The sequence below is a fragment of the Streptomyces flavofungini genome, assembly GCF_041028215.1.
Taxonomy (GTDB): domain Bacteria; phylum Actinomycetota; class Actinomycetes; order Streptomycetales; family Streptomycetaceae; genus Streptomyces; species Streptomyces flavofungini_B.
Genome location: NZ_JASKYR010000594.1, coordinates 1 through 4,737, shown reverse-complemented (window position 1 = coordinate 4,737; position 4,737 = coordinate 1). Strand labels below are relative to the sequence as shown.

General features: G+C 70.1%; 5 protein-coding genes and 1 pseudogene. All 6 read right to left on the bottom strand.

Going from position 1 to position 4,737, the window contains the following annotated elements; genetic code table 11:
- Nucleotides 1–276 (bottom strand): annotated as a pseudogene (locus AB8Z36_RS42360) (hypothetical protein); the annotation flags it as partial.
- Nucleotides 218–1,618: a cysteine--tRNA ligase gene (gene cysS, locus AB8Z36_RS30475; protein ID WP_369216617.1), complete on the bottom strand. Its 1,401-nt coding sequence runs from the start codon at nucleotides 1,616–1,618 to the stop codon at nucleotides 218–220. The pseudogene AB8Z36_RS42360 and the gene cysS, both read right to left, overlap by 59 nt.
- A gap of 80 nt (nucleotides 1,619–1,698) precedes the next feature.
- Nucleotides 1,699–2,103, bottom strand: a complete 405-nt coding sequence (locus AB8Z36_RS30470; protein WP_369216616.1) for a PPOX class F420-dependent oxidoreductase — start codon at nucleotides 2,101–2,103, stop codon at nucleotides 1,699–1,701.
- A gap of 84 nt (nucleotides 2,104–2,187) precedes the next feature.
- A complete protein-coding gene (ispF, locus tag AB8Z36_RS30465) occupies nucleotides 2,188–2,694 on the bottom strand; it encodes a 2-C-methyl-D-erythritol 2,4-cyclodiphosphate synthase (RefSeq protein WP_369216615.1) in 507 nt (168 codons plus the stop codon).
- Nucleotides 2,695–2,734: 40 nt separating this feature from the next.
- On the bottom strand, nucleotides 2,735–3,466 hold the full coding sequence (gene ispD, locus AB8Z36_RS30460) for a 2-C-methyl-D-erythritol 4-phosphate cytidylyltransferase (RefSeq protein WP_369216614.1): 732 nt from the start codon (nucleotides 3,464–3,466) through the stop codon (nucleotides 2,735–2,737).
- 291 nt (nucleotides 3,467–3,757) lie between these two features.
- Nucleotides 3,758–4,240: a CarD family transcriptional regulator gene (locus tag AB8Z36_RS30455; RefSeq protein WP_003953493.1), complete on the bottom strand. Its 483-nt coding sequence runs from the start codon at nucleotides 4,238–4,240 to the stop codon at nucleotides 3,758–3,760.
- Nucleotides 4,241–4,737 lie beyond the last annotated feature (497 nt).

The following is a 4,737-nucleotide window of genomic DNA, read 5'->3' as shown; positions in this document are numbered from 1 at the left end:
GTCGCGCAGCGCCTCGAAGACCGGGTTGCGGCCGACGACCATCTCGGAGGTGCCCTTGCCGCCACGGCCCTTGGGCGTGGCGGTGCGGCGGCCCGCGGCCTTCTCGGCCTTGGCGGTGGCGATGCGGTTCTTCACGTGCCCCTTGCGCGCCGGCCCGTAGATGGTCTCTATGCAGTGTGCCGCCCGGGAGGCCGGGCGGCACATCAGCGGTGTCGGATCAGCGCGGACCGAGCGTCCAGCGGGGCCCCGTCGGGCTGTCCTCGATGACGAGGCCCGACTGGTTGAGCTGGTCGCGGATGCCGTCGGCGGTGGCCCAGTCCTTGCGGCCGCGCGCGGCTTCCCGCTGGTCGAGCACCATGCGTACGAGGGTGTCGACCACGCCGTGCAGGTCTTCGCCCCGGTCGCTCGCGCCACCGGCCCAGTGCGGGTCGAGCGGGTCGAGGCCCAGGACGCCGAGCATGGCCCGCACCTCGGCGAGCCGCGCCACGGCGGCTTCCTTGTCGTCGGCCGCCAGGGCGCTGTTGCCCTGCCGGACCGTGGTGTGCACGATGGCGAGCGCCTGCGGGACGCCCATGTCGTCGTCCATGGCGTCGGCGAAGGCGGGCGGCAGCTCGGCGGCGGGCTCGACGGTGCCGGCCTTCTCCACCACGCGCTGCACGAAGCCCTCGATACGGGCGAACGCGGACTCCGCCTCGCGCAGGGCCTCTTCGCTGTACTCGATCATCGAGCGGTAGTGCGGGGTGCCGAGGTAGTAGCGCAGCACGATCGGCCGCCACTGCTTGACCATCTCGCTGACGAGGACCGAGTTCCCGAGGGACTTCGACATCTTCTCGCCGCTCATGGTGACCCAGCCGTTGTGCACCCAGTAGCGCGCGAAGGCGTCACCGAAGGCCTTGGCCTGGGCGATCTCGTTCTCGTGGTGCGGGAAGATCAGGTCGATGCCGCCGCCGTGGATGTCGAACTCACGGCCCAGGTACTTGTGGGCCATCGCCGAGCACTCCAGGTGCCAGCCGGGCCGGCCGCGCCCCCAGGGCGTCTCCCAGCTCGGCTCGCCTTCCTTGGCGGCCTTCCACATGGCGAAGTCACGCGGGTCGCGCTTCCCGGTCTCCCCCTCGCCCTCGGGCTGGAGGAGATTGTCGAGCTCCTGGTTGGAGAGCTCCAGGTAGCCGGGGAAGGAGCGCACGTCGAAGTAGACGTTGCCGTCCGCCTCGTAGGCGTGGCCGCGCTCGATCAGGCCGCGCATCATCTCGACCATCTCGGTGATGTGGCCGGTGGCGCGGGGTTCGTAGGTGGGCGGCAGGCAGCCGAGCACGTCGTAACCGTTGTTGAACGCGCGCTCGTTCTCGTAACCGATGGCCCACCAGGGGCGGCCCTGTTCCGCCGACTTCCGGATGATCTTGTCGTCGATGTCGGTCACGTTGCGCACGAACGTCACGTCATAGCCGCGGTAGGCGAACCAGCGGCGCATGATGTCGAAGTTCAGGCCCGACCTGATGTGGCCGATGTGCGGGGCTGCCTGCACCGTGGCACCACAGAGGTAGATCGAGACACAGCCGTCGTTGAGGGGGCTGAAGTCACGGATCTGCCGGGCGCTGGTGTCGTACAGGCGAATCGTCACCACTCCAGGGTAGTGGGCGCGGGACAGTGCCCCACGCCCCCTTCCCGTACCGGGAACGAACTGTGATGTCGGCGCGTCCCTCAGATCCTGCCGACGACCTTGCGCGGGGTCACGCGCACGACCACGCGCTCCCCGTCCTCCCCGGCCGACGGGTTGAAGTCGGCGTAGGACTTCCCCGTGTACTTGAGCGACAGCTCGTCGATCAGCTCCTGGCCGCCTTCGGTCGTCAGCTCGGCGGTGCCGCGGATCTCCGCGTACGCGTAGGGGTTGTCGGACGGCTGGACGACCACCGAGACGCGCGGGTCGCGGCGGAGGTTGCGCTCCTTGCGGCGGCCGACCGTCGTCGAGAAGAGGATGTCGTCGCCGTCCGGCTTCACCCAGACCGGTGACAGCTGCGGGCTGCCGTCGGGCTGGATCGTGCCGACGATGATGAAGACGGGCGTGTCGAGCAGGGACCTGAGGTCGTCGGACAGTGCGGCGGACATGGGCTTCACTCCTTCGTGGACGGTCGGCCGCACCCATCGTCGTGGGCACGCCCCGGGCCGTCATCGCCTGTATGCGCCATACGTCTACCCGATATCGGCCGGGGACTCCCCGACCGGCGCACGGACGACCAGTGCGGTCGCGATCGCGGCCAGGCCGTCGCCGCGGCCCGGGAAGCCGAGGCCGTCGGTGGTGGCCCCGGAGACCGAGACCGGCGCGCCCGCGGCCTCGGAGAGCACCTTCTGGGCCTCGTCCCGGCGCTTGCCGATCCTGGGCCGGTCGCCGACGACCTGCACGGCCACATTGCCGATGGTGAAACCGGCGGCGCGGACGATTCGGGCCGCCTCGGTGAGCAGGGTGAGCCCGGAGGCGCCCGACCACTCGGGGCGCCCGGTGCCGAAGTGGGCGCCGAGGTCACCGAGGCCCGCGGCCGAGAACAGCGCGTTGCACGCGGCGTGCGCCACCACGTCGGCGTCGGAGTGCCCGGCGAGACCGGGCCCCTCGCCGTCCCACTTCAGGCCCGCGCACCAGAGTTCGCGGCCCTCCTCGAAGGCGTGGATGTCGGTGCCGATGCCGACCTGGGGAAGCGGCATCTGCGACTGGGGCCGGCGTGTCCCGTGGGACCGGGGTGCCTCAGTAGCCATCGGTGACCCTCCTGCGGGCGAGCACGGCCTCGGCGAGGACGAGGTCGAGGGGCCGCGTCACCTTGAAGGCCTCCTCGTGGCCGGGCACGACGACGACGGGCAGGCCGAGCTGCTCGACCATGCCCGCGTCGTCCGTGACGTCCGCGGTGACGGTGTCGTGCGCGCGCCGCAGCGTGGCGTGGTCGAAACCCTGCGGGGTCTGCACCGCGCGCAGCCTGGCCCGCTCGGGCGTGGCCACCACGGGTTCGGGCGAGCCGGGCACCGCGGCGGGCTCGACCTGCTTGACGGTGTCGGTGAGCGGCAGCGCGGGCACCACGGCGGGCGCCCCCTCGCGCACGGCCTCGATGACGCCGTCGACCGTGTCGACGGGCACCAGGGGCCGGGCCGCGTCGTGCACGAGCACGACATCGACGCCGGGCGGCAGCGCGTCGAGTCCGGCCCGCACGGACGCCTGCCGGGAGTCGCCGCCGGGCACGACCAGGAAGTCCGTCCGCTCGGGCAGCGCGTGGTCGTCGAGCAGGGTCTTGACCTCCTGGGCGCCGTCCGGCGGCGCCACCACGACGACGAGGGAGACCGCGCGGGACTCCGCCATGGCGCGGACCGCGTGGATGAGCATCGGGGTGCCGTTCAGCGCGCGAAGCGCTTTGGGGGCGCCAGGGCCGAGGCGCACGCCCCGTCCTGCCGCGGGAATGACCACCGCGGTGCGGGATTCGCTAGACATCGGTTCCGTTCAGGTTTGTGTGCTCGGCCGACGTGGGTATGGCCTGGGCGTGACCCCGCTCGAGCGAGTCGAGAGCCGGGGGAGTGCCGGGCCGACACCTTGACCGGACCCTTCCGTGACATCTGGTCGAGTCGGACTGCCCGAGCCCGGCACGCCACATCGGGCTCCGACGTGCCACCCACACCGGGTACGGACATGCCGCAGCGCCCGGCGACTCCTCGAAAAGGGTCAGCGGGCACCGCGGCATGGTTGCGCGTGAGCGGCCAGGGGCACTGCCTCAGGCCTTGCGCGTCAGGACGCGAGGACCTCGTCGAGCAGGGCCTCGGCCTTGTCCTCGTTCGTGTTCTCCGCGAGGGCGAGCTCACTCACCAGGATCTGGCGCGCCTTGGCGAGCATGCGCTTCTCACCTGCGGACAGTCCGCGCTCGCGCTCCCGGCGCCACAGGTCGCGCACGACTTCCGCGACCTTGATGACATCGCCGGAGGCGAGCTTCTCAAGATTTGCCTTGTAACGACGCGACCAGTTCGTGGGCTCTTCGGCGTACGGTGCGCGCAGCACCTCGAAGACCCGGTCCAGCCCGTCCTGACCGACCACATCACGCACGCCGACGAACTCCGCATTGTCCGCTGGCACACGTACCGTCAGATCGCCCTGGGCGACCTTCAGCACCAAGTAGGTCTTGTCCACGCCTTTGATCTGGCGAGTTTCGATAGCCTCGATCAGCGCGGCCCCGTGATGGGGATAGACCACGGTGTCGCCAACCTTGAACGTCATGTGACAGGTACCCCTTCCGTGGCTATCCATCCTAACACGAGAACTGCCTCTTCTGAATGGCGTTTTCGCAGGTCAGGGCATATCTCGGGGCTTGACAACAGCAACAGGAACGTGCTGCGGAGGGCTCCCGGAACGGGGTATTCGCAGGTCGGAGCGGCTCTTCGGGACGGGAGAAACGTGGGCGTTACGCACGCCCGGCGGGCGCGCGGAGCGGCCGAACGTCCCGGTTTGCGCGGTTCCAAGCGGTGAACTTTCGCTACTCCGTTCGGTCAGCGAAGAGGTGTGTCACACTCCGCCCCGCACGTTTGGCGGAATTGATCAAGCGGCCCGAAGATCAATTCTCCGTACGTACACGTATTCCCCCTGGAAAATCCGCGAGGCGGCCGCCTGAGCGCTTGACGGCGCTTATGCGAATGGCGGCCGTGGGGTCATTGGGGCGAGTGGTGCTCGGGGTACCCGTGGGAGCTCCTGCCGGTAAGGGGCGGGTCGGGTGCGGC